This is a genomic window from Kosakonia sp. CCTCC M2018092 (assembly GCF_003864115.1).
Taxonomy (GTDB): domain Bacteria; phylum Pseudomonadota; class Gammaproteobacteria; order Enterobacterales; family Enterobacteriaceae; genus Kosakonia; species Kosakonia cowanii.
The window spans coordinates 4,192,535-4,215,846 of the sequence record NZ_CP034225.1 but is presented as its reverse complement, the minus strand read 5'-3'; the positions used below and the strand labels follow the sequence as shown (position 1 = coordinate 4,215,846).

General features: G+C 57.7%; 19 protein-coding genes. 14 read left to right on the top strand and 5 right to left on the bottom strand.

The annotated features are described in order from the left end of the window. Positions 1–54: 54 nt before the first annotated feature. Both EH164_RS19865 and yjgA read right to left on the bottom strand, forming a co-directional pair. A complete protein-coding gene (locus EH164_RS19865) occupies positions 55–1,263 on the bottom strand; it encodes an aldose 1-epimerase family protein (RefSeq protein ID WP_124970337.1) in 1,209 nt (402 codons plus the stop codon). Positions 1,264–1,521: 258 nt separating this feature from the next. After that, a complete protein-coding gene (yjgA, locus tag EH164_RS19860; protein ID WP_023478484.1) occupies positions 1,522–2,079 on the bottom strand; it encodes a ribosome biogenesis factor YjgA in 558 nt (185 codons plus the stop codon). Between the two features lie 94 nt (positions 2,080–2,173). Between yjgA and pmbA the strand changes: the two genes are divergently transcribed. From pmbA to EH164_RS19800, 12 genes are all read left to right on the top strand, one after another. Further along, positions 2,174–3,526: a metalloprotease PmbA gene (gene pmbA / locus EH164_RS19855; RefSeq protein ID WP_124970334.1), complete on the top strand. Its 1,353-nt coding sequence runs from the start codon at positions 2,174–2,176 to the stop codon at positions 3,524–3,526. A 55-nt stretch (positions 3,527–3,581) separates the two neighbouring features. Beyond that, positions 3,582–3,968, top strand: coding sequence for a cytochrome b562 (gene cybC, locus EH164_RS19850; protein WP_023478426.1), 387 nt, complete (start codon positions 3,582–3,584; stop codon positions 3,966–3,968). 811 nt (positions 3,969–4,779) lie between these two features. Beyond that, the gene (locus tag EH164_RS19845) at positions 4,780–5,118 is read left to right on the top strand and encodes a glycine dehydrogenase (protein WP_124970329.1); all 339 of its coding nucleotides are present in this window, start codon (positions 4,780–4,782) and stop codon (positions 5,116–5,118) included. A 10-nt stretch (positions 5,119–5,128) separates the two neighbouring features. Continuing rightward, a complete protein-coding gene (locus tag EH164_RS19840; RefSeq protein ID WP_023480243.1) occupies positions 5,129–5,491 on the top strand; it encodes an SFCGS family glycine-rich protein in 363 nt (120 codons plus the stop codon). 2 nt (positions 5,492–5,493) lie between these two features. Beyond that, the gene (locus tag EH164_RS19835) at positions 5,494–5,790 is read left to right on the top strand and encodes a DUF4312 family protein (RefSeq protein WP_023480238.1); all 297 of its coding nucleotides are present in this window, start codon (positions 5,494–5,496) and stop codon (positions 5,788–5,790) included. Positions 5,791–5,841: 51 nt separating this feature from the next. Then, positions 5,842–6,618, top strand: a complete 777-nt coding sequence (locus EH164_RS19830; RefSeq protein WP_124970326.1) for a DUF4311 domain-containing protein — start codon at positions 5,842–5,844, stop codon at positions 6,616–6,618. 9 nt (positions 6,619–6,627) lie between these two features. Continuing rightward, positions 6,628–7,269, top strand: a complete 642-nt coding sequence (locus tag EH164_RS19825) for a DUF4310 family protein (protein WP_023480214.1) — start codon at positions 6,628–6,630, stop codon at positions 7,267–7,269. A gap of 42 nt (positions 7,270–7,311) precedes the next feature. After that, positions 7,312–8,445, top strand: coding sequence for an amidohydrolase/deacetylase family metallohydrolase (locus EH164_RS19820; protein WP_124970323.1), 1,134 nt, complete (start codon positions 7,312–7,314; stop codon positions 8,443–8,445). Beyond that, positions 8,429–9,547: a DgaE family pyridoxal phosphate-dependent ammonia lyase gene (locus tag EH164_RS19815; RefSeq protein ID WP_124970320.1), complete on the top strand. Its 1,119-nt coding sequence runs from the start codon at positions 8,429–8,431 to the stop codon at positions 9,545–9,547. The genes EH164_RS19820 and EH164_RS19815 overlap by 17 nt, the downstream gene beginning before the upstream one ends. Beyond that, positions 9,544–10,281 (top strand): KDGP aldolase family protein, encoded by a 738-nt coding sequence (locus EH164_RS19810; RefSeq protein WP_042714055.1) that lies wholly within the window; start codon positions 9,544–9,546, stop codon positions 10,279–10,281. The genes EH164_RS19815 and EH164_RS19810 overlap by 4 nt, the downstream gene beginning before the upstream one ends. Before the next feature lie 81 nt (positions 10,282–10,362). After that, the gene (locus tag EH164_RS19805; protein WP_124970317.1) at positions 10,363–12,273 is read left to right on the top strand and encodes a transcription antiterminator; all 1,911 of its coding nucleotides are present in this window, start codon (positions 10,363–10,365) and stop codon (positions 12,271–12,273) included. Positions 12,274–12,488: 215 nt separating this feature from the next. Further along, on the top strand, positions 12,489–12,914 hold the full coding sequence (locus EH164_RS19800) for a putative T6SS immunity periplasmic lipoprotein (RefSeq protein WP_124970314.1): 426 nt from the start codon (positions 12,489–12,491) through the stop codon (positions 12,912–12,914). 85 nt (positions 12,915–12,999) lie between these two features. Here EH164_RS19800 and nrdG read toward each other — a convergent pair whose 3' ends face one another. The 3 genes from nrdG to treR all read right to left on the bottom strand — a co-directional run bounded on the left by nrdG (position 13,000) and on the right by treR (position 17,138). Continuing rightward, a complete protein-coding gene (gene nrdG / locus EH164_RS19795; protein WP_124970311.1) occupies positions 13,000–13,464 on the bottom strand; it encodes an anaerobic ribonucleoside-triphosphate reductase-activating protein in 465 nt (154 codons plus the stop codon). A gap of 245 nt (positions 13,465–13,709) precedes the next feature. Continuing rightward, positions 13,710–15,845: an anaerobic ribonucleoside-triphosphate reductase gene (gene nrdD, locus EH164_RS19790; RefSeq protein ID WP_124970308.1), complete on the bottom strand. Its 2,136-nt coding sequence runs from the start codon at positions 15,843–15,845 to the stop codon at positions 13,710–13,712. A gap of 348 nt (positions 15,846–16,193) precedes the next feature. Further along, positions 16,194–17,138 (bottom strand): trehalose operon repressor TreR, encoded by a 945-nt coding sequence (treR, locus tag EH164_RS19785; protein WP_124970305.1) that lies wholly within the window; start codon positions 17,136–17,138, stop codon positions 16,194–16,196. A 382-nt stretch (positions 17,139–17,520) separates the two neighbouring features. Here treR and mgtA point away from each other — a divergent pair, with 382 nt between their 5' ends. After that, positions 17,521–20,229 carry a magnesium-translocating P-type ATPase gene (gene mgtA / locus EH164_RS19780; protein WP_124970302.1) on the top strand — a complete coding sequence of 903 codons (2,709 nt, stop codon included), beginning with the start codon at positions 17,521–17,523 and terminating at the stop codon, positions 20,227–20,229. Between the two features lie 455 nt (positions 20,230–20,684). Beyond that, positions 20,685–23,069 (top strand): beta-N-acetylhexosaminidase, encoded by a 2,385-nt coding sequence (locus EH164_RS19775; RefSeq protein ID WP_124970299.1) that lies wholly within the window; start codon positions 20,685–20,687, stop codon positions 23,067–23,069. Positions 23,070–23,312: the final 243 nt, after the last annotated feature.

Here is a 23,312-nt window from a genome sequence, read left to right as displayed (position 1 = left end):
ACGCGTAAAAAAACCGCGCACGGGAGACCGGCGCGGTTTTTTTTATGCCTGGCGTTACTCTTTCGCCATCGGCGTATCACTAGATTGCGGCACTTTGTCGCCCTGAATGGTTTTCACGCGCTCTTCAACTTTCGCCACCTGATCGCGGTTGTGCAGCAGAGTATAAGTGAGGTCGAAACGGGTGCTCTGGCCAGCCTGAAGTTGTTTAACGCGTTTCTGCTCGCGCTCGATGGTCACCGGGTAGGCGTAGCTGGTGCCCGGCTCGATACCGGTGACGTACCCCTGTTTTTCGGTATCGGTGTTTTTCCACAGCGTCAGCACTGGCAGCTGATCGGTGTTGTAGTCAATCGCCACGCCTTTATCGCCCGCTTTATTCAGCAGCGCGGCGACCGTCTGCTTGTTCGCATCGGCCAGTGGTTTGATATTAAAGACCATTTCGTCGAAGCCTTTGGTCGGCCCGGCATAGGTTTGCCACGTTTTCATGCCGCCTTTGGCGTAGTCATTGAACGGGCTGACGCTCTCCAGCGGCGTGATAAAGCGCGCACCCTCTTCGAGGATCGGTTTGCTGAAGTTGCTGTGATAGATGATCTGATAATCATGCGGGTAGTCAGCGTGGTTGGTCAGCACATCATGCAGGCTGAAGCTGTTGCTGCCCGGAATGTAGCGCAGCTCCATCTCGGTTTGCAGATCCGCTTTCTTAAAAGTGCTCTCTTTCACCAGCCCGCGAATGCGGATCTCATACGGCGCTTTTTCGCTGACATCGACGGAAACCTGCGAGGCAGGCGTGTTACCCGCTTTACCATGCAGGGTGTAAAGCTGCCCGTCAGCCGTGACCGGGTGACCCGTCCACTCATAGCCGCAGCGCACCACCATTTCGTTGAAGCCTTCCAGCCAGCCAAGACCGTTGCGGCTCTCCAGGTTGATAAACGCCGGGTTCACCACCTCTTTCACCGGCGAACTCCAGCCCATATGCACACCAAAACCATCGGCGTAGAGTAAATTCATGCCGCGCGTTGGGCTAAGGGCAATGGTCAGGCCGTTTTTGCTGGTCAGCTTGATGACTTTGCTCCCCTCCTGCTTGCCGCCGTGCAGCACCACCTGTTCAATGCTGAACTGCTGATCTTTAATGTTCAGCTGATCGCTGGTGATACGCCAGTTTCCCTGCTCGATGTTGCCTTCAGCACTTGTCAGCACCCAGGTTTTTGCCATCACCGGCGCGGACACCAGCAGCGCAATAGCGGAGAGCATCACGGTCTTTTTCATCTTATTTTCCTTTTTAGCTGAATCGATTACCTGCGTTACAGCAGGAATCTACGTTTTGCGCCGCCAGGAAAATGTGATCCGTTTCATCTGCTGAAAATGAGCGTCGGGCAGAGGCGGAAAGGGAGATATTGATCTCGTTTATTGATGAAATGAAACTAATGGAGGGTGTGAATATGTGAAGTAGCGTGATTTTAGCTTTAACGTTTCAGCTTGCCGGGGATAAAAAACCCTCTTCGGTTAAAGAGGGTTCTGTGCGGTTTAGCTCTCTTCGCTGCTCTCTGCGAGTTCACGCAGATACTGGAAGATCAAACGCGCGGTTTTTGGCGGCTTGTTGCTCTCTTTCTCTTTCTTGGCGTTGCGGATCAGCGAGCGCAGTTGCTGACGGTCAGCATTTGGCCACAGATTCAGCACGTCCGGCACCGCGTCATCACCCTCTTCAATCAGGCGATCGCGCAGGTGCTCAAGCTTATGGAAGAAAGCGACCTGCTGGTTATGGCGGTTTTTCAGCTTATCCAGCGCCTGGCGAATCGGCTCGACATCGCGTTGACGCAGCATTTTACCGATCAACTGCAACTGACGGCGGCGACCCTCTTTCTTGATGCGCTGCGCCAGCTCAATGGCGTCGCGCAGATCCTGGTCGAGCGGGATCTTATCCAGCGCATTTTTTCCCAGCTCTACCATTTCAGCGCCAAGCTGCTTTAACTCTTCAGCATCGCGCTTAATTTCACTCTTACTGACCCAGATGATCTCATCATCTTCGTCTTCGCTCTCGTTACCGGGCACGTCGTCGAGCCAGTCGTCGGGCTGCTTTGTCATCTCAGGCTCCTTAAAAAAGAGGCTAATGTTACCAGTTAAGGCGCGCACTGAAAAACGGTTCTCTGTTAGACTTCAAAGATTCTCTCCCTTAATTATGGCATTGGCGATGAAAGTAATCACACAAGTGGCACAACAGCGCAAAGTTCTGGAAGAAGCGGTCGCAACCGCGCTTGATCTGGCTTCAGGCCGTTCGGATGGCGCGGAAGTGGCGGTCAGCAAAACCACCGGTATCGGCGTCAGCACCCGCTATGGTGAAGTGGAGAATGTCGAATTTAACAGCGATGGTGCCCTGGGCATCACCGTTTATCACCAGAACCGCAAAGGCAGCGCCTCGTCGACGGATCTGAGCCCGGAGGCGATTGCGCGCACGGTTCAGGCGGCGCTTGATATTGCCCGCTACACCTCGCCAGACCCGTTCGCTGGCGTGGCAGAAAAAGAGCTGCTGGCCTTTGACGCCCCGGATCTCGATCTTTTCCACCCGGCGGAAGTGACCCCCGATGAAGCAATTGAGTGGGCGGCGCGCGCCGAGCAGGCGGCGCTGAAAGCGGACAAACGCATCAGCAACACCGAAGGCGGCAGCTTCAACAGCCACTACGGCATTAAAGTCTTCGGCAACAGCCACGGCATGTTGCAGAGCTACTGCTCCAGCCGCCACTCGCTGTCGAGCAGCGTGATTGCCGAAGCGAATGGCGATATGGAGCGCGATTACGCCTACACTATTAGCCGTGATATCAAAGAGTTAAAAACGCCGGAGTGGGTGGGTGAAGAGTGCGCCCGCCGCACGCTGTCGCGCCTCTCGCCGCGTAAACTGTCGACCATGAAAGCGCCGGTGATTTTCGCTAATGAAGTGGCGACCGGGCTGTTTGGTCACCTGGTTGGCGCCATTGCTGGCGGCGCGGTCTACCGCAAATCGACCTTTTTACTCGATTACCTCGGCAAACAGATCCTGCCGGAGTGGTTAACCATTGAAGAACATCCGCACCTGCGTAAAGGGCTGGCCTCCACGCCGTTCGATAGCGAAGGCGTGCGCACCGAGCGCCGCGATATCGTGAAAGAGGGCGTGCTGATGCAGTGGCTGCTGACCAGTTACGCGGCGCGCAAACTGGGGCTGAAGAGCACCGGTCACGCGGGCGGTATTCACAACTGGCGCATTGCCGGGCGCGGCCTGAGCTTTGAGCAGATGCTGAAAGAGATGGGCACTGGTCTGGTGGTCACCGAGCTGATGGGCCAGGGCGTGAGCGGTATTACCGGGGATTATTCGCGAGGCGCGTCTGGTTTCTGGGTAGAAAACGGTGAAATTCAGTATCCAGTGAGCGAAATTACCATTGCCGGCAACCTGAAGGATATGTGGCGCAATATTGTTACTATCGGTGACGATATCGAACAGCGCAGCAACATCCAGTGTGGTTCAGTGTTGCTGCCGGAGATGAAGATCGCCGGACAATAATTCGTGGCGCGGCGTTCTGCGCCTTAAAGCGTGATAATAAAAAAGGAAATGAGCAATGCGTAAAAACCTGTTAGCGATCCTTGCGGTGTCGTCGTTGTTTGTGGGTTCAGCGGTCTTTGCCGCTGACCTTGAAGATGATATGGAAACGCTGAATGACAACTACAAAGTGGTGCAGAAAACCGACGATGCTTCTGAGTTGAAAGAGGCGTTAGGGAAAATGCGCACCGCCGCGCAGGACGCCCAGAAAGAGACCCCGCCGAAGCTGGAAGGTAAAGCGCCAGACAGCCCGGAGATGAAAGATTTCCGCCACGGTTTTGATATTTTGATTGCCCAGATCGATGGCGCGATGAAGCTGGCGAACGAAGGCAAAGTGAAAGAAGCGAAGGCGGCAGCGAAGGATATTGCCGGTACCCGCAATACCTATCATCAGAAATTCCGTTAACCGAATTCCATCAGGAAAGGGCCGCCACCTCACCGTCGCGGCCCTTTTTTTATGCCGTTTTCCGGCATACGTGATGCGCCGTTGTAGGCCGGATAAGGCGCAGTCGCCATCCGGCAATACTTCCGCGGCACCATTGTCGGATGGCGCGTTACACGCTTATCCGGCCTACCAAACCGTACCTACAGCCACACCGATATTGCTTTTACCCAAGATCTCACAGCGAGGGGTTGTGTCCCCGCTGAAATCGGCGAACCGAAGCGTGAATGACAAGGTCTGGACGCCATGGATGGCGGACAGAGGCGAACCGAGACAGGATGTCGAGTCGAGCCGGCCGCAGTCAGGCACGTGGGAGGTGAGCGCAGTGCGCAGCACCGATTTCCTCGCGGGGCCGCGGGGATTGACAAGGGGAGCGCGGCCGCTTCCCTTGTCCCGTTCACCGCATAAGAGATTAATGAAACTCCCGAACGCATGGTGAACGGAACCATTCCACCGTGGTAACCCCATTGCCGGATGGCGGCTCCGCCTTATCCGGCCTACGCCGTTTCAGCGGCCCCCCAATAAGCAAACCTTATCCCCCTCACACTTTCTCCTCTCGCTTGCCCCTTTTTTTCTGCTCCATCGGGCATGAAATCCCACCCTCATCGCCCAACGTTGTGACCGCCGTTCAGTGAAAAATCCCCCCGCGCGCTTTTTTTGTGGCGCAGATCACTAACGCCCTCCCGGTTTCCACTTCGAAGTGGAAAACTCCTCGCTACAAACTCTGCCTTCGCGCCGTTAGCTTTATCCCTGAGCCATCAACGGGGTACGACGAGTGAATAACGGAGCGGTAATGAACGATGCGACCATACAGGCGGCGCAAACGGCAACCCTGGCGGAGCGCATGCTGTCGCAGGTCTACACCTTGCTTCATGCGCAGAACATCACGCCGAATGCGGTGCAGCAGCAGATGCTGACCTCCCATCTTCGCGCGATGGCGCACCGGTCGGTGACCGGCGAGCCGCTGCCGGAAGTGGATGCCAGCCTGTTTGATGAGATCTCGCCTGAATCAATGCGCCTCGCCCATGACGTGGTGGCGGCGTTTGGCAATCTCCCGCAAGAAGAGGCCTGGCTGCTGTCAGTGCACTTCGAAGTGGCAAAAGAGAACCTTTAAGGAGCAAACCATGGAACAGATTACCGTAGTGATTGGCGACCGCCTGGGCAAAGGGCAGAAAGTTGCGGCAGGCGTCGAGAAAGCGGGCGGCCGCGCGGTAGTGGTACCGGGCGTGGCGGCAGATATGAAACTCGGCGATGTGATGAACGCGGAAAACGCCACCTTCGGCATCTCCTTTTGCGGCAGCGGCGGCGCAGGCGCCATCACCGCGCAGAACAAATATGGCTATAAAGCGAAACACGGCATGCGCTCCATCGACGAGGGCGTCACCGCCATCAACGAAGGGTGCAAAGTACTCGGTTTCGGCTTTATGGATAAAGAAGAGTTAGGCGAGCGCCTGGTGCAGGCGTGGCAGAAAAAACACGGCGCATAACCATGAAAGAACAGTTCACCACCACGGTCAGGGTGAAGGGCAAGGGCGACGCCAAAACGCGCGCCTTTGCTGACGCGCTGAACCATGTTCAGGCCGCGGTGATGAAGGCGTCGCCGCACATTTTACTGCGTATTGAGCCACAGGATGTGCAGGTCGTTCAGGCGCAGGAAACGACGCGCAAAGAGGCCTTTCTGTTCCTCTTTCTGCGTCGCGAAAGACGCTCGTACAGTGTGGAGCTGGACGTGACCGTCAACGTGACCGCCATCAATCTCGATAAGGTGGAGTTCGTCACGCACTAACTTACCGCATACCCCGCAGGCGTTGCTGGCAGGGTAGAAGAGGGCAGACTGATGTTCTTACTCATACTAATAAAATCGCTCATTATCGGCGGCCTGGTCGGCGTCGGTGTGGGCGCCGGGGCTGCACGCATGTTTCACGCGCCAACCACTCAGGGAATGGGCGCATTTCGTACACTGGGCGAGCTGAACTCCTGCGAAGGGGATCCGGCTTCGCACTTCTCCTTTGGTTTAGGCTTCTTCTTTAACGCCTGGGCTTCGTCGGTAGCGGCGGGTTCGTTCACCCAGGACGTTGACCACCGCATCATTCCGAACTGGGGCGCGGCGGCGCTGATGGTCAAGAACCGCAACGTCGGCGAAACCCTGCACAATCCGAAAAAGATGGCGATTGCCTGTGGCTTGATCGGCATGGTGGTCGTCACCTTCCTTAACCTCACCGCTTCCTCCGTGCCAGCCGCGCTGCAAGTCACCGCCGTCAAAGTGCTGGTACCCGCCGCTAACCTGCTGGTCAACACCATCATGCCGGTGATCTTCTGGCTGGCGGCGATCGACGCGGGCAAAAAATCGGGCTTCTGGGCGACAGTATTCGGCGGCGCAGCACAGCTGATTATGGGCAACGCCGTACCGGGCCTGGTGCTCGGCATCCTGATTGGTAAAGGGGTGGAAGAGAGCGGCTGGAACCGCGTCACCAAAGTGATGATGAGCGCCATTGTCGCCCTGTTTGTGCTGAGCGCCTTCTTCCGCGGCTTCGATCTGAAAATGATTGAGTCATTCCACCTGAGCGCGCCGAACTGGCTGGAGCTCATCCACAACTCGCTGAGCGGCAAATAAGGATCTGCAATGGAAGAGAATAAAGGCTTCTGGTACGCCGACTGGTCATTCCCGATCTTCGTTGGTCTGCTCTCCTCCGGCGTCTTTGCCGGAACGCACATGTACTACCTCTACGGCATCGGCGCGTTTAACGAAGTGGCGTTTGTCTCGATGCTGCGCGCGGGCATGGATACCGGCGTTTACGGCGCGGTCGCCGCCTTCGGTGCCAGCTTCCTGTTTGCGCGCATTATCGAAGGGTCGCTGGTCGGCATTCTCGATATTGGCGGCGCGATCCAGACCGGCGTTGGGCTTGGCGTCCCGGCGCTGCTGCTCGGCGCGGGCTTTGTCTTCCCGGTCGCCAACTTTGTTGCCTCGCTGGCAACCGGGCTGGTGATTGGCCTGGCGATTGGTTACCTGATCATTCTGGCGCGTAAATTCACCATTAATCAGAGCGACTCCACCTACGGCGCAGACGTAATGATGGGTGCGGGTAACGCTTCCGGTCGTTTTCTTGGCCCGCTGATTATCTTAAGCGCCATGACCGCCTCGATTCCGATTGGCATTGGCTCGCTGGTGGGCGCGCTGCTCTTTTACCTCTGGCAAAAGCCGATTACCGGCGGCGCTATCCTCGGCGCAATGTTGCTGGGCGCGATCTTCCCGGTCGCACTCTGATCGATACGGGTGCTGCGGCACCCGTCACTTCTGGAGAGAGATATGTTTGATTTACTCCTGCGCCGGGCGCGTCTGGTGGACGATACGGTAACGGATATTGCCCTCAGCGACGGGAAAATCGCAGCACTTGGTGAGATTAGCGGCCCGGCGGTGAAAACCGTCGATCTGGCGGGCAAACACTATGTCAGCGCCGGGTGGATCGACTCCCACGTCCACTGCTACCCCAACTCGCCGATTTACCACGACCAGCCGGACAGCGTCGGGATTGAAACCGGCGTCACCACGGTTATCGATGCTGGCAGCACCGGCGCGGATGATATTGATGACTTCTACGCCATCACCCGCCAGGCCACGACCGACGTTTACGCCCTGCTTAATATCTCGCGCGTCGGGCTGATTGCGCAGAACGAGCTGGCGAACCTCGACAATATCGACGCCCGCGCTGTACGCGACGCCGTGCAGCGCCACCCCGATTTTGTTGTTGGCCTGAAGGCACGCATGAGCAGCAGTGTGGTTGGTGACAACGGCATCACGCCGCTGGAGCGCGCGAAGGCGATGCAGCAGGAGAATGGCGATCTGCCGTTGATGGTGCATATCGGCAATAACCCGCCGAATCTCGATGAGATTGCCGACCTGCTGAGCGCCGGGGACATCATCACCCACTGCTACAACGGCAAGCCGAACCGCATTCTGACGCCGGGCGGCGAACTGCGCGCTGCGGTGACTCGCGCCATTACGCGCGGCGTGCGCCTCGATGTCGGCCACGGCAGCGCCAGCTTCAGCTTTGCGGTGGCGAAGCAGGCCATCGGCCTCGGTATTTTGCCGCACACCATCAGTTCCGATATCTACTGCCGCAACCGCATTGATGGCCCGGTGCGATCGCTGGCGAACGTGATGTCCAAGTTTCTCGCCATCGGCCTCTCGCTGCCGCAGGTGATCGCCTGCGTGACCGACCACGCCGCCGACGGCCTGCGCCTGGCGAAGAAGGGGCGTCTGGCGGTTGGCTTCGATGCCGATCTGACAATTTTCGATCTTCGCCGCCAGCCGGTGCTGTTCAATGATGCAGAGAACAGCGCCTTGCAGGCCGACCAGTTACTTACGCCGCTGGCCGCCATTCGCGCGGGCCGGGGCTATCTGACCGAACAAGGGAGGGCAGAGCATGTCTTCGATTTATGAGAAGTACCAGTTAAAACAGGTGATTAATGCCTCCGGGCGCATGACGGCGCTCGGCGTCTCGACCCCGCGCCCGGAAGTGGTGGAGGCGGCGTTGCAGGGCATGAACCACTACTTCGAAATGAAAGACCTGGTGAATAAAACCGGCGACTACATCGCGAAGCTGCTGGATGTGGAAGGCGCGACCGTCGTCTCCTGCGCCTCGGCCGGGCTGGCGCAAGCCGTTGCTGCCGTGCTGGTGAAAGAGAGCGACTGGCTGCTGGAGAACCTGCACAGCACCAAGATCGAAAATAATGAGATTGTTTTGCCGCGCGGGCACAACGTGAACTACGGTGCGCCGGTTGGCACGATGGTGGCGCTTGGCGGCGGCAAAGTGGTTGAAGCCGGTTACGCCAACGAATGCTCCGCCGATCAGCTGGCGGCGGCGATCTCCCCACGCACGGCGGCGATCCTCTTTATCAAGTCCCATCACTGTGTGCAGAAGAGCATGCTCAGCGTCGAGCAGGCCGCCGTGGTGGCGCGTAAACATAACCTGCCGCTGATTGTCGATGCCGCTGCCGAAGAGGATTTGCAGTGCTACTACCGGGCCGGGGCCGACCTGGTGATCTACAGCGGCGCGAAAGCGATTGAAGGGCCAACCAGCGGGCTGGTGATTGGCAAAACGCAATACGTCGAGTGGGTGAAACGCCAGACGGCGGGCATTGGCCGCGCGATGAAGGTGGGCAAAGAGGGCATTCTTGGCCTCACCTGCGCCATCGAGCACTACCTCAGCGCGAAAAAGGAGAGCGGGGCGGAGATGGTCGCCAAAATGACGCCTTTTATTGAACAGCTCAATAGCCTTAATGGCGTTAGCGCCCGCGTGGTGTGGGACAGCGCCGGGCGAGATATCGCCCGCAGTGAAATCAAATTTGATGAAGCCGTCACCTGCATTGCTACCGGTGAGCTGGTCGAGGCCCTCAAACAGGGCGAGTACGCCATCTATTTTCGCGGCTACAAAGCCAATGAAGGGATTATCGAAGCCGATGTGCGCAGCGTCAGCGCCGAGCAACTGACCATCATCGCGCAACGCATCGCCGAGGAAATGAATAAGGAGCCACGCCCATGAAACTGACCCCCAACTTTTACCACGACCGCGTATGTCTGAACGTGCTGGCAGGCAGCATTGATAACGCCAGCGCCATCTATGAAGCGGCGGAAGGGCATGTGCTGGTCGGCGTGCTGTCAAAAAACTACCCGGATATCGACTCGGCGGTGGCCGATATGCGCCAGTACGCGCTGAGGATCGATAATGCGCTCTCAGTCGGCCTCGGTGCGGGCGATCCGAACCAGTCGGCGATGGTCAGCGCCATCTCCCGCGAAGTGCAGCCGCAGCATGTGAACCAGGTCTTTACTGGCGTAGGCACCAGCCGCGCGCTGCTTGGGCAGAACGAGACGGTGGTTAATGGTCTGGTGTCGCCCACCGGCACGCCGGGGCAGGTAAAGATCTCAACCGGGCCGCTCAGCAGCCAGGCCGCCGATGCGATTGTGCCGGTGGAAACGGCGATTGCCCTGCTGAAAGATATGGGCGGCAGCTCAATCAAATATTTCCCGATGGGCGGGTTGCAATGCCGCGAGGAGTACAAAGCCGTAGCCGAAGCCTGCGCGCGACACGACTTCTGGCTGGAGCCGACCGGCGGCATCGATCTGGAGAATTTCAGCGAGATCGTCGAAATAGCGCTGGCGGCGGGCGTCAGCAAAATCATTCCGCACATTTATAGTTCAATTATTGATAAGGTGAGTGGCGAGACCCGCCCGGCGGATGTCCGCCAGCTGCTTATGATGACTAAAGCGCTGGTGTAAGGCCTGTCGCCGGGGTTACCCGGCCTGATTATCTGGATATATATCAGCAATCTCCGGCACTTTTAACCATGAGGTAACGACGTGCGATTTCCGAACCAACGTTTAGCGCAACTCTTCAGCCTGCTGCAAAACGAGACGCTGCCGCAGGATGAGCTGGCGCAGCGGCTGTCGGTCTCCACGCGTACCGTCCGTGCTGATATCACTGCGCTCAATGCGTTGCTGGAGAACCACGGCGCGCAGTTTATTTTGAGCCGCGGCAGCGGTTACCAGCTGAAGGTGCTCGATGCCGCGCTTTACCATGCGCTGCAAGCCACCCGTCCGCGCGCGCTGCGCATTCCGCGCACCGGGCCGGAGCGGGTGCATTACCTGGTGGTGCGCTTCCTCACCTCGGCCTTCTCGCTCAAGCTTGAAGATCTGGCCGACGAGTGGTTTGTCAGCCGCGCCACGCTGCAAAACGATATGACTGAGGTGCGCGAGTGGTTCTCCCGCTACCGCCTGACGCTGGAGACCCGCCCGCGCCACGGCATGAAGCTCTTCGGCAGCGAGATGGCGCTGCGCGCCTGCCTCACCGATCTACTGTGGGAACTGGCGCAGCACAATGCCCATAACCCGCTGATTACCGAAGATGCCCTTAACGCGGGCGTGCCCGAGGCGCTGGCGCCGTTTCTGCACGACTGTTTCAGCCGCTACCATATTCGCCTTACCGATGAGGGCGACCGCTTTATTCAGCTCTACTGCGCCGTTGCCGTGAGGCGTATCAGCGAGGGGTTTCCGCTCTCGGAGTTCACCGCCGACGATGGTGATGAGCAGGTGCATCACGCCGCGCGGGATATTGCCAGTGCGTTGCAGCAGCTGGCGGGCAAACCGCTGGCGGAGGCGGAGGAGCACTGGCTGCGGGTGCATATCGCCGCCCGGCGGGTGCAGGATCCCGCACCCAGCGCCATCAGCGCCGATGATGACGAAACGCTGGTGAACTACATCCTTGGCTATATCAACACACACTATAACTACAACTTGCAGGGCGATGCGCAGCTGCATGCCGACCTGCTGACCCATATCAAAACCATGATCACCCGCGTGCGCTACCAGATCATGATCCCTAACCCCTTGCTGGATAACATTAAACAGCACTACCCGATGGCATGGGATATGACGCTGGCGGCGGTGTCGAGCTGGGGGAAATATACGCCCTATACCATTAGCGAAAACGAGATCGGTTTTCTGGTGCTGCATATCGGCGTCGGGCTGGAGCGGCACTACAACGTTGGCTACCAGCGCCAGCCGCGCGTGCTGCTGGTGTGCGATGCCGGGAATGCGATGGTGCGGATGATTGAAGCGGTGCTGGCACGCAAATATCCGCAAATCGTCATTACCCGCACCGTGACGCTGCGCGACTACGAGCAGTGCGACACGCTGGCGGAAGATTTTGTTATCTCTACCGCGCGCGTCAGCGAAAAAGATAAACCGGTGGTGACCATCGCGCCGTTCCCCAGCGACTACCAGCTGGAGCAGATTGGCAAACTGGTGCTGGTGGATCGCACCCGCCCGTGGATGCTGAAGAAGTATTTTGATGCCGCCCACTTTCGCATTATCGATGAGGCGATGGATCAGCAAACCCTGTTCCGCACTCTCTGCGGCGAGCTACAGCAGGAGGGTTTTGTCGATGGCGAATTCCTCGATTCGGTGGTGGAGCGCGAAGCGATTGTCAGCACAATGCTCGGGGAAGGCATCGCGCTGCCGCACGCCCTTGGCCTGCTGGCAAAGAAAACCGTGGTTTACACCGTGCTGGCCCCGCAGGGCATCGCCTGGGGCGATGAGACGGCGCACGTTATCTTTTTACTGGCGATCAGCAAAAGCGAGTATGAAGAGGCGATGGCGATCTACGATATCTTCGTCACCTTCCTGCGCGAACGCGCCACCGCCAGGCTCTGCGCCTGCGCCGATTTCGACACCTTTCAACGCGTGGCGATGGCCTGCGTAAGCCGGTTTTGAGAGCGGTTATGTGGGGATGTTCTACCCGCTAAGCCGTATTAAAAGCGGAAACACAGATATATGACTCTTTCATTTTGTTAGAATTTACGGCGCTAAATATTTTACATTGGCACCGCAAGCTTAGTTTTAACTCATTAATTTTTACCGCGTAACTGCGGGTTTTAAATTGGGTTGATAAGAAAGGTGGTGTTTATGATGTTTTCCGGGGGCTATAAATGAACAGCTTAAATAAACTCGCTATAGTTTTAATCGTTGTTGTGAGTGGTTGTACATTGGGGGATAACCTCGATCGTCGATATACGAAAGAGACTCCCGTCTCTGCTCACGTAAACAATAACGATATATGCTTGTCTTTACCTCTACAGAGTGATGAGGCGGTGGTATCGGCAATAACTTACAACCTCGAAAAGCCATCGGAACAGTGCATCTATCCCTCTTCCAAACAAGCAAAATCTGGGCTTTTTTGTATCCAGTCTGATGAATTTAAATTCAAATCAGGTCAGGAGTACCTCACCCAGATTGAAGTAAACAGAAGTGCAGATAGTGAGAATAAAAAAGCGACAAGGAAAGCCTATGTCTCAACTTTCCGTGTGATAGAGAAGGGCGATAAATTAGACATCATTCAGACTCGGCATAAATAAAATAAGCCCGCACTCATTATGTGCGGGTTAATTTATCTAATGACTGCGTAACGTTTAATACAGCCTGACTCAGGAAATAACACCATCACCGCAAATGGTGCACAACCTGATTGCTGCTGCCGCGCCAGATCAGCATCGGGTCTTTCAGATCCTGCATAAATTTCCCGTCGATCAGCACATTGATGAGATCCACAACCTCCTGCTGCGCGGCGTTCAGCTCATCGATTTTGTAGCCGGTCCACACCCAGATATCTTTGCCGGGGCATTCGGCGCGGATGCGTTTTACCAGCTTCAAAATATCGGGCACGTTTTGCGGATGCAGCGGATCGCCGCCGGAAAGCGAGATCCCCTGGCGCTTAATGCGCGTGTCGTTGAGATCGGCGATGATCCGATCCTCCATCTCCTGCGTAAACGGCAGGCCGGAGTTCAGCCGCCAGGTGCTTTTGTTGTAGCAGCCTGGGCACTCATGCACGCAGCCGGAGACAAACAGGGTGCAGCGGGTGCCGGGACCATTCACAATGTCGACGGCATAGTATTGATGATATTTCATTTTCGCTTCCCACTTGACGCCATAACCGTGTTGGCTGCTCTCACTCACCCGGGTCACTTACTTATGTAAGCTCCCCGGGATTCCTTCGTTTGCCGCCATGTTATGAGGCCAATTGCTTTGCGAAATCGCTTCCTGCTTGCCGGCATAACTGTGTTGCGAAATCGCTTCAGAGTCGCTTTGCAAAAAACCAGTATGGCGCAACCGTAGGCCCGATAAGCGGAGCGCCATCGGGCACATCGCCGGGCTTAACCCATCTGCCCATTGCCAAGATGCTTCACGCGGCGTTTTACCTCTTCCTGCTTGCCAGCGTTGAACGGGCGCGCGTCCGGGCTGCCGAGATAACCGCACACGCGGCGGGTCACCGATACGCGGGATGCATCATGGTTGCCGCATTTCGGGCAGGTAAAGCCTTTGCTGGTGCAGGCAAACTCGCCGGTAAAACCGCACTCATAACACTCATCAATCGGCGTATTGGTGCCGTAATAGGGCACATGCTGATAGCTGTAATCCCACACATCCTCCAGCGCGCGTAGGTTGTGCTGAATGTTCGGGTACTCGCCGTAACAGATAAACCCGCCGCTGGCTAACGGCGGATAGGGCGCTTCGAAGTCGATTTTGTCGTACGGGTTCACCTTCTTCTCCACGTCGAGGTGGAAGCTGTTGGTGTAATACCCTTTATCGGTCACGCCATCGACCACGCCAAAATCGGCGGTATCGATGCGGCAGAAGCGGTCGCAGAGGTTTTCGCTCGGCGTGCTGTAGAGGCTGAAACCGTAGCCGGTCTCCTCTTTCCACCGATCCACCGCCTGGCGCAGACGCTCAACAATCGCCACCCCTTTTGCGCGCAGGGTTTCGCTGTCGTAAATATGTTTATTGCCGGAAAGGGCATTGATGGTCTCATGAATGCCGATATAGCCCAGCGAGATAGACGCGCGACCGTTTTTGAATATCGGCGCAATATCGTCATCCGCTTGCAGACGCACACCGCACGCCCCCTCCATATAGAGGATCGGTGCTACGCGCGCTTTCACCCCTTCAAGGCGGGCGATACGGGTCATCAGCGCTTTGCGCGCCAGCGCTAAGCGGCTATCCAGCAGTTTCCAGAAAGCGGCTTCATCCCCTTTCGCTTCCAGCGCGATACGCGGCAGGTTAAGGCTGATAACGCCAAGGTTGTTACGCCCGTCGTGGATCTGCTCACCGTTCTCTTCATACACGCCGAGGAAACTGCGGCAGCCCATCGGGGTTTTAAACGAGCCGGTCACTTTCACTACCTGGTCATAGTTGAGAATGTCCGGGTACATGCGCTTGCTCGCGCACTCCAGCGCCAGCTGTTTGATGTCGTAATTTGGATCGCTGAACTTGTGGTTCAGCCCGTCACGAATGGCGAACACCAGTTTCGGGAACACAGCGGTTTTGCGGTTTTTGCCTAAGCCTGCGATACGGTTACGCAGAATCGACTGCTGGATCAGGCGCGATTCCCAACTGGTGCCTAGGCCAAAGCCGAAGGTGACAAACGGCGTCTGGCCGTTGGCGGTATGCAGCGTGTTGACTTCATACTCCAGCGACTGAAACGCGTCGTAGCACTCCTTCTCGGTACGCGAGCGGGCATAGCCGTCGGCGTCCGCGATCTGCCACTCGTTTGCCACTTTACGATGCTTTTCAAAGCTTTCAGTAACAAAGGGTGCCAGCACTTCATCAATACGATTGATGGTGGTGCCGCCATAAATATGGCTGGCGACCTGGGCGATAATCTGCGCGGTCACCGCCGTGGCGGTGGAGATCGATTTCGGCGGCTCAATCTCCGCATTGCCCATCTTAAAGCCGTGAGTCAGCATCCCCTTCAGGTCGATCAACATGCAGTTGAACATCGGGAAGAAGGGTGAGTAGTCGAGATCGTGGTAGTGAATCTCGCCGCGCTCATGGGCCTGCACCACATCGCGCGGCAGCAGATGCTGGCGGGCGTAGTGTTTGGCGACAATCCCCGCCAGCAGGTCGCGCTGGGTCGGGATCACTTTACTGTCTTTGTTGGCGTTCTCGTTAAGCAGCGCCGAGTTGGTCTGCTCCACCAGGCCACGGATCTCCTGGTTCAGGCGGCCACGCTTTTCGCGGGCGATATCGCGGTCGTGACGGTACTCAATATAGGCGCGCGCCAGCTGCTTGTAGGGGCCGGACATCAGCTGATTTTCAACGGCGGTCTGAATTTCGCTGATATCGACCTGCGCGCGATCCTGCATCTGGCTACTGATAACTGCTGCGACGGTGGCGCAATAGTCTGCGTCATCGACTCCCGCTGCGGTTGCGGCGCGCCAGACTGCCTCCTGGATCCGCGCCGAGCTGAAAGGCACTTTACAGCCATCTCGTTTCATCACATGCGGTGTCATGATCACTCCCTTCTGCAAAAACAGGTTATCCACACGATAAAGACGCCCTATCGGTTGGTTATTCATTATTAAAACCAATAAGTTCGTCCCGTTCTGGCCCCGATTATCCACAGAATGACCTGCATTCCGGGCGGTAGGTTTGTTCGTATAATAGTCAAGAACTACAACATGTAGGGCCGGGTGGCATTCTAATTTCTATATATAGTGATTTGCATCAAAGATGTTTACGCCTTTTTTGACGCAGGACAAAGTAAAAATCTGACGCTACAGCGGGCGGGGCATTCAGAGGGAATATAAAATTTCACGCTTTCATCATGCTTAAAAATGCATCAAAAAAGCGTATGAATGTTAAACCAGACGGGCAGGAATGACGTGCTGGCGCGGGGCATCAACGTCTGTCACCTGGGCGATCAGCTGCGCGGCCGCCTGGCGACCCGCTTCGGCGTATCCCGGATCGACGGTGAGGATCTCCGGGTGGAGAAAATTGATAAGCGAGGTGTTGCCGACGCTGGCAAGCTGAAGCGCGATGCGCCGTTCCTGCAAATATTTGCTGGCACCAAGGGCGAGGCTGTCGCTGGCGCAGAGCAGCGCCGTGGTCTCGGGTGTCAGCACCTGCGCCACGTGATCGTAACCCGGCTGCATACCCAGGCCGGGCAGCACCGCGCGCGGCGTCAGATTGTGCTGGTGGCAAAACGCCTCATAAGCCTGGTGGCGACGCTTGCCGGTGGTGATATCGCTGTGCGGGACGCCAATAAAAGCGATCTGCCGGTGGCCCTCTGCATAGAGCTTTGCCATCAGCAGTTCAATGGCACCCTCATCGTCATAGCTGACGGAGGAAAAGCCGCTGACGTCGCGCGCCATCACCACCAGCGAGTCGCGCCAGGCGGCAAGCAGGCAGGGAGTAATGCCGGTAAAGCCGAACAGCACCACGCCGTCAATATTACGCTGGCTCAGCATCTGCAAATGCTCCGCCACCAGCTCCGGCTGAAAGCGGCTCTCCATCATGATCGGGTCGTAGCCCTGCTCATAAAAGGCCGGGAGCATGGTCTGCACCGCCAGGTTTTCGGCGCGGGAGTCGAGCCGCGTCACGATAATCGCCACCACTTTGTCACTCTGCCCGCGCATGGCGCGTGCGGAGCGGGAAGGGGAGAAGCCGTGCTGATTGACCACCGCCGCCACCCGTTCGCGCGTCTGCTGGCTGACGCCATTTTCATTGTTCAGCACGCGCGAGACGGTCGATTTTCCCACTCCGCTTAAACGCGCGATGTCATTAATGGTCAGCCGGTTTGGCATGCAGCACTCCTGATACTGGCGATGGGGGTTGGCAGAGTCAGAAAGTGTTGCACTTCAGAGCAAATAACAACAATGAGTAAAGTCTGGTTTATCCCTGCGCTTCCCGAGTTGCGGTCGTATACGTTCGGTTTACATTTCGGGGTATATGATACCGCTGCGTAATCATTCCCTTTTAACCCTTACCGGAGGCGCTATGGATCCCGATCCCACCCCTCATCCCCGATGGAGAAGACCCTTCCGGTAAGCCCGCATTTGCTGCCTTACCGGATGCGTAAGGCAGCGACGCCCTATCGTCCCTGCCCAAGTTATTGACACCTGCTGGTGCGGCATTGTCGCGCCTGTAGTTAACGCACCCGCGTGATGCGGGGGCAAGGAGATCGCTATGCTGAAAACATTTACCCGGCAGCTTTTCGCTCGCCTGAATCGCCACTTACCGCGCCGCCTGGTCGCGCGCGATCCGCTTCCCGGCGTGCGTAGCGCCACCCAGGGCGAGATCCCGCCCTCAATGAGTGAACGCTGCCTGCATACAGCGTTGATGGACCAGCCGCAGCTGTGGGAAACCTTTCACAGCCACCCGGAGGGGTTAAACGCGCAGGAGGTGCGGCTGGCGCGGGAGATCCACGGCGAGAACCTGATCCCGGCGCAGAAACCGTCGCCGTGGTGGGTGCATCTCTGGCTCTGCTACCGCAACCCGTTCAACCTGCTGCTCACCGTGCTCGGCATCATCTCCTATGCGTCGGAAGATCTCTTTGGCGCAGGGGTGATCGCGCTGATGGTGGCGATCTCCACCTTGCTGAACTGGTTGCAGGAAGCGCGCTCGACCAAAGCGGCGGATGCGCTAAAAGCGATGGTCACCAACACCGCGACGGTGCGGCGCGTGGTGAGTGATACCGGCGAGAGCGACTGGTGCGAGCTGCCGATCGATCAGCTGGTGCCGGGCGATATCGTTAAGCTTTCAGCCGGGGATATGATCCCGGCGGATCTGCGCATCGTGCAGGCGCGGGATCTCTTTGTCGCCCAGGCGTCGCTGACCGGGGAATCACTGCCGGTTGAGAAGAGCGCTATTACCCGCCAGGTGGCGCAGAGCAACCCGCTGGAGTGCGACACCCTCTGCTTTATGGGCACTAACGTGGTGAGCGGCACCGCGCAGGCGCTGGTGATTGCTACCGGCGGCCAGACCTGGTTTGGGCAACTTTCCAGCCGGGTCGGTGAGCAGGAGAGCGAACCGAATGCGTTTCAGAAGGGGATCGGCCGCGTCAGCCTGCTGCTGATCCGCTTTATGCTGGTGATGACGCCCATCGTGCTGCTGATCAACGGTTTCACCAAAGGGGACTGGTGGGAGGCGGCGCTGTTTGCCCTCTCCGTCGCCGTTGGGCTGACGCCGGAGATGCTGCCGATGATTGTCACCTCGACGCTGGCGCGCGGCGCGGTGAAGCTCTCAAAACAGAAAGTGATTGTGAAACACCTCGACGCCATTCAGAACTTTGGCGCGATGGATATTCTCTGCACCGATAAAACCGGCACGCTGACGCAGGACAAAATCGTGCTGGAGAACCACACCGATATCAGCGGCAGAGTGAGCGAGCGGGTGCTGCACTGCGCGTGGCTCAACAGCCATTACCAGACCGGGCTGAAAAACCTGCTCGATACCGCGGTGCTGGAGAGCGTCGAGGCGGAGATGGCGCAGACGCTCGCCGCGCAGTGGCGCAAAGTGGATGAGATCCCCTTTGATTTCGAGCGCCGCCGCATGTCGGTGGTGGTAGCGCAGGATGCAGACGCCCATCAGCTGATTTGCAAAGGCGCGCTCAGCGAGATGCTCAGCGTCTGCGGCCATGTGCGCTACAACGGTGAGATTGTGCCGCTGGATCACAGCATGCTGCGGCGCATTGAGCGCGTCACCAGTACCCTTAACCGCCAGGGATTGCGGGTGGTGGCGGTGGCGACCAAATATCTGCCTGCGCGCAGCGGTGACTATCAGCGGATTGATGAGTCGGATCTGATCCTCGAAGGCTATATCGCGTTTCTCGATCCGCCGAAAGAGAGCACCGCCCCGGCGTTAAAAGCGCTGAAAGCCAGCGGCATCACCGTCAAAATCCTCACCGGCGACAGCGAACTGGTCGCTGGCAAAGTGTGTCACGAAGTGGGCTTAGCGGTGGGCGATGTGCTGATTGGCAGCGAAATCGAACGCATGAGCGATAACGAGCTGGCGCACGTGGCGCAGCATGTGACGCTGTTTGCCCGCCTGACGCCGATGCACAAAGAGCGCATTGTGCGCCTGCTGAAGCGCGAAGGGCACGTGGTGGGCTTTATGGGCGATGGCATAAACGATGCGCCTGCCCTGCGGGCGGCGGATATTGGTATCTCGGTGGATGGCGCGGTCGATATCGCCCGTGAAGCGGCGGATATTATCCTGCTGGAAAAGAGCCTGATGGTGCTGGAGCAGGGGGTAATCGAGGGGCGTCGTACCTTTGCCAATATGCTCAAGTACATCAAAATTACCGCCAGTTCGAACTTCGGGAACGTCTTTAGCGTGCTGGTGGCCAGCGCGTTTCTGCCCTTTTTACCGATGCTGCCGCTGCACTTGCTGATTCAGAACCTGATTTACGATGTGTCGCAGGTGGCGATCCCGTTTGATAACGTCGACGAGGAGCAGATCGCCAAACCGCAGCGCTGGAACCCGGCGGATCTCGGGCGTTTTATGGTCTTTTTCGGGCCGATCAGCTCCATCTTCGACATTATTACTTTTGCCGTGATGTGGTGGGTGTTTAAGGCCAATACGGTGGAGGCGCAAACCCTGTTCCAGTCCGGCTGGTTTGTGGTGGGCGTGCTGTCGCAAACGCTGATTGTGCATATGATCCGCACCCGCCGCGTGCCGTTTATTCAGAGCCGCCCCGCCTGGCCGCTGGTGGCGATGACGCTGATGGGGATCTGCGTTGGGATTGCGCTACCTTTTTCACCGCTGGCGGGTTACCTGCAATTGCAGGCGCTGCCGCTCGCTTATTTCCCGTGGCTGGTGGCGATTCTGGCGGGGTATATGATCCTGACCCAGTGTGTGAAGGGGATTTTTTACCGCCGTTACGGCTGGCAGTAGCGCGGATAAGTGCCGGATGGCGCTGCGCTTATCCGGCCTACGCCGTTTCAGCAACATGGTTTCCCCATGCCTGATAAGGCGCATTTTTGTAGGCCTGATAAGGCGCAGCCGCCATCAGGCATTTCGCCGGAGGGCGATATGCGGGTTGTTTGCCGGATGGCGCTGCGCTTATCCGGCCTACGCCGTTTCAGTGACATGGTTTCCCCATGCCTGATAAGGCGCAGTTTCCCAGGCCTGATAAGGCGAAGCCGCCATCAGGCATTTCGCCGGAGGGCGATGTGCGGGTTGTTTGCCGGATGGCGCTGCGCTTATCCGGCCCGGGGCGGTGCTGTTTTACCGGGCATTTCTCTTAAATGAACCGGCGTGTGATCGCCATCGGGCGGCGCGCTTGACGGTGAAAATGTGTGCATGTTACCTGAGTGTTTTGCTTCGCTTTCCCCGCTTAAGGAACCTGCATGTTACGTTACAGCCTCTTGTCCGCCGGACTGCTGCTCGGCTTCTCTGCTCTTGCCGCACCGGCGGGCGATCTGCCCTTAATGCCCTGGCCTGCCAGCGTGACGCGTCCGGCGGAGCAGGGCGCGCTGATATTGAATAATCAACTGACCATCCGCGTCAGCGGCGACGATGCCGACGAGATAATCACGCAGCTACGCCAGCGTATTGCACGGCAAACTGGCTGGACGCTGCAACCGCAGGCGGCAAATCCACCGAATGCCACGATTACGATCGCGATTGCCCACAAGGTGACACCCATTCCGGCGCTGGATAGCGATGAACGCTATACGCTGACTGTCGACGGCAGCGGCGCAAAGATTGCGGCCAACACCCGCTTTGGCGCGCAGCGCGGTATTGAGACGCTGCTTCAGCTTTTGCAAAACAGCGCCGAACAGACGCAGCTCCCCTGGGTGACCATCGAAGATGCGCCGCGCTTCCCGTGGCGCGGGCTGCTGCTCGACTCAGCGCGCCACTTTATTCCCGTTGAAGATATTAAGCGGCAGATTGATGGCATGGCGGCGGCAAAGCTCAACGTGCTGCACTGGCACCTGACCGACGATCAGGGCTGGCGGTTTGCCTCGACGCGCTACCCGAAATTGACGCAGCTTGCCAGCGACGGGCTTTACTACAGTGAAGCGCAGATGCGCGAAGTCGTGCGTTATGCGGCGGCGCGCGGCATCCGCGTGGTGCCGGAGATTGATATGCCGGGCCACGCTTCCGCAATTGCGGTTGCCTACCCGGAGTTGCTGAGCGCGCCGGGGCCCTATGCCATGGAGCGCCACTGGGGCGTATTGAAACCGGTACTCGATCCGACAAAAGAGGCGACATACGCCTTTGCGGAGGCGATGGTGAGCGAACTGGCAGCGATCTTCCCGGATGCCTACCTGCATATCGGCGGCGATGAAGTGGACGATACCCAGTGGAAAAACAATCCGCAGATCCAGCAATTTATGCGCGATCATCAGTTCAAAGACAGCCACGCGTTACAGGCTTACTTCAACCGCAAACTGGAAACGATTCTCGAAAAACATCACCGGCAGATGGTCGGCTGGGATGAGATCTTTCACCCGGATCTGCCGAAAAGTATTTTGATTCAATCCTGGCAGGGCCAGGATGCGCTGGGCGAGGTCGCGAAGCAGGGCTACAAGGGCATTCTCTCTACGGGTTTTTATCTCGATCAACCGCAATACACCGCCTATCACTACCGCAATGAGATTGTGCCGCAGGGGTTAAAGGGCGTTGATGTGATTGGCGACAACGAGAGCGCGCAGAGCTGGTCATTTTCGATGCCGCGCCTGAAAGGCAGCCCGGTTGAGGGCAGCTTTACGCTGGTGAAGGGTGACGAGGGATGGCGCGGATTTATTGATTTCAAAGGTAAATCCCGCCGCGCGGTGGAGAATATCAGCTGGCGCAGCGACGATCAGGTGACCTTTACCGTCGACAGTTGGATGGGCGAGACGCGCCCGGTGGTTACCCTCGCAGACGATAAATTGAACGGCTATTTCCTGCTGGGTAATGTGCGTTACCCCATCAGCGGCGCGCGGCTGGAAACGGTGCCAGACGGGATCGCGCCGGTGGTGCCGGATGCCGCGCAGCAGGCGAACCTGCTCGGCGGGGAAGCGGCGCTGTGGGCGGAAAATGTTGCTGCCCCGGTGCTGGATATCAAGCTGTGGCCGCGCGCTTTTGCGGTGGCGGAGCGTTTATGGTCGGCGCAGGATGTCAACGACAGCGAGAATATGTATATGCGTTTGCAGGCCGTTGATAGCTGGTCTTCGGTCTCGGTTGGCCTGCAGCAGCATAGCCAGCAACTGACGCAGTTCACCCGGCTGGCGAACAGCGCCGATACCGTGCCGCTGCAAATCCTCGCCCAGGCCCTTGAGCCTGCGCACTATTACACGCGTCAGCATTTGAAGTTTCAGGCGGGGAATTATCATCAGTTTGAACCGCTTAACCGTCTTGCCGATGCGCTGTTTGCCGAGAGCAGCACGGTGCGGCAGATGAATCAGTGGGCGGATCGGCTAATTAGCGACGCGGAAGATAATGCCAGCGCCGGGGCGCTGCGGCATCTGTTTATGCGCTGGCAAAACAATACCAGCGATGCGCTCACACTCTGCGAGGCTAACTACCAGTTGAAAGCGATGAAACCGGTGGTGCAGGAGGTCGACAAACTGGCGGCAATTGGCCTGCGGTTAACCGATCTTGTCGCCCGTCAGGGAACGCTTGATGATAAGGAGATTGCTTCGATTCAGCGTGAACTGGATAGCGCGGCGCAGGTGCAGGATGAAGTGGTGATTGCGGCAGTGTATCCGCTGGAAAAACTGCTGCGCGCAACGGTTAACCGCTAGATAGCGTGCCGCATGGCCTGCGGAAAGCGGCTGTTTGCCGGATGGCGCTTTGCTTATCCGGCCTACGGGAATGCGGTTTGTGGTCTGGTTTTGTAGGCCTGATAAGGCGTAGCCGCCATCAGGCATTGCGCTGGAGGTTGATGTACGAACTGTTTGCCGGATGGCGCTTTGCTTATCCGGCCTACGCCGTTTCAGCAACATGGTTTCCCAGGCCTGATAAGGCGCAGCCGCCATCAGGCAAGG